A 2,124-nucleotide genomic window follows, 5' to 3' on the forward strand; every position below is an offset into this window, starting at 1 on the left:
CCCATGGGCGCGGGCTGGCGCCGGTTGAGGCAGACTGACCTTCCCGCTTTGTCGTGAAGGAGGTTGCCCGTGCCCGTGTCCGTCTCATGCCATGCCGCCGTCAGCACGCAGCTGAACGCAATCTTCGTGTCGCTGGAGCTGAGCCGCTCCACCTGGCTGGTGACGTCGCTGTCGCCGGGTCGCGGCGAGCGGATCTCGCGGCATCAGGTGAAGGGCAGCGACGTGCCGGCACTCCTGGAGCGGTTCGCGCAGTTACAGGCGAAGGCGCGGGAGCGGACAGGCGAGCAGTACCCGTTGGTCGTCATCCAGGAGGCGGGCCTCGACGGCTTCTGGATACACCGCTGCCTGGTGCGCGAGGGTATCGAGAGCTACGTCGTCGACGCCGCCTCGATTGCCGCTTCACGACGCAGCCGGCGCGCCAAGACGGACAAGCTCGACGGCGAGGCGCTGGTCCGCACGCTGCTGGCCTACAAGCGCGGGGAGCCGCGGGTGTGTGCGATGGTGGCGGTGCCGAGCGTCGAGGACGAGGACCGGCGACGCATCTCGCGCGAGCGGCGGGCTTTGGTCGTGGAGCGGGTGCGGCACGTCAACCGCATCAAGGGCCTGCTGTTCGCGCAAGGGGTCGGCGACTACGAGCCACTGCGCGCCGACCGGCGGGCGCGGCTGGACGAACTGGTGACCGGCGATGGACGACCGCTGCCCCGGCATGTTCGCCGCGAGATCGAGCGCGAGCTGGACCGGCTGGAGATGGTCGTCGGCCAGATCAAGCAGGTCGAAGCCGAGCGCGACGCGCTGCTCGAGCCGCGGTCGGATGCCGCCGGTGAGGCGGACACTGGTCCCCGGCTCATCCAGTTGCGCGGCATCGGTCCTGAGTTCGCCGGCGTGCTGCACGCAGAAGCGTTCTTCCGCAGCTTCAGCAATCGACGACAGGTCGCCGCCTATGCCGGGCTGGCCCCATCACCGTGGCAAAGCGGCAGCATGGACCGGGAGCAGGGCGTGTCCAAGGCGGGCAACAAGCGGTTGCGAACGACCATGATCCAGGTCGCCTGGCTGTGGCTGCGTCATCAGCCGGACTCGGAGCTGACGAAGTGGTACGCGGAGCGGGTGGGCGCGAACGGTGGTCGCGCGCGGCGGGTCATGATCGTGGCAGTCGCACGCAAGCTGCTGATCGCGCTGTGGCAGTTCGTCTCGGCCGGCGTGGTGCCCGCAGGCGCGCTGCTGAAGGCCGCATGAGCACGTAACCCGATACGAGTTCCCGCAGGGCATCGTCCCTGCCGGATCCAGGTGGACGGACCGGAGGTCCCTGTTGGCTTCAGATGCCGAAAAAAAGGTTGGTCCCGTCTCCTGAGCCAGACCCGACGCAAGCGGGATTGTGGTGCAGCCGCGCACGAGCGGCGACCGGATGTGAGGTTAGAGCGGACCGGTCACCGGGACGCTTGTTGCAACAGGCTCAGGCCAGTGATCCAAAAATTGAGGAGGACGACCATGGCCTGACGCTCTGACCATTCCTGACGATTGATCTGGAATGGCGACGACAAAGCGATAAGCTGGCGTCATGTACGCCGCACGAGCCAAGCGCACCTATCCTTCAATTTGGCGGGTGATCCTCGCCTTTGTAGTGGTCCCGGGCGCAGCCGCCTTGTTGATGGCTATTGCTATGCCAGCATATGAGGGCATCACCGATCCGCTCGAACGGATCTGGCGGAGCGCTGTGGCATTTGCCGTGTTTGGCGCTTACCCTCCAGCCTTTATCATCGGGCTCCCGGCGTTCTTCATGTTACGCCGACACGTCAATGCGACAATCATCAACTGCGCTGCGACTGGTGCAGTGGTCGCCGCTCTTCCCTGGCTCGTGCTCGCGTTAATAAGTCGACCGGATAATGCGAGCATTGATGGACGATCAACCGTCATCGACGGATCTTTGACTGCTTACGGATGGCTGATGAACTTCTACTACGTCGGCCAAATTGCCCTATTAGGCGCTATTGCAGGCGCGCTGTTTTGGTTCATTGCTGCGGCTGGCAGCCGAACCGGCAAGGTAGAACAGATATGATTGTGCGGAAGGAAAGAGGCTGCACGCTCTACCGCACAGCCTCTTGACCTGAGAACTCCCATGTGAGGGGG

The 2,124-nt window shown here is 64.7% G+C and carries 2 protein-coding genes; both read left to right on the plus strand.

Features of this window, described 5'->3' with window-relative positions:
• Window positions 1–75 precede the first annotated feature (75 nt).
• Window positions 76–1,233, plus strand: coding sequence for an IS110 family RNA-guided transposase (locus tag SP5_RS18275; protein WP_174435570.1), 1,158 nt, complete (start codon window positions 76–78; stop codon window positions 1,231–1,233).
• Between the two features lie 322 nt (window positions 1,234–1,555).
• Window positions 1,556–2,053 carry a hypothetical protein gene (locus tag SP5_RS18280; protein WP_018250504.1) on the plus strand — a complete coding sequence of 166 codons (498 nt, stop codon included), beginning with the start codon at window positions 1,556–1,558 and terminating at the stop codon, window positions 2,051–2,053.
• Window positions 2,054–2,124 lie beyond the last annotated feature (71 nt).

The sequence above is a fragment of the Sphingomonas parapaucimobilis NBRC 15100 genome, assembly GCF_000787715.1.
Taxonomy (GTDB): domain Bacteria; phylum Pseudomonadota; class Alphaproteobacteria; order Sphingomonadales; family Sphingomonadaceae; genus Sphingomonas; species Sphingomonas parapaucimobilis.

Bases quoted from the DNA above. Each gene is read 5' to 3' on its own strand.
- SP5_RS18280 (WP_018250504.1), top strand. From the start codon at position 1,556: ATGTACGCCGCACGAGCCAAGCGCACCTATCCTTCAATTTGGCGGGTG.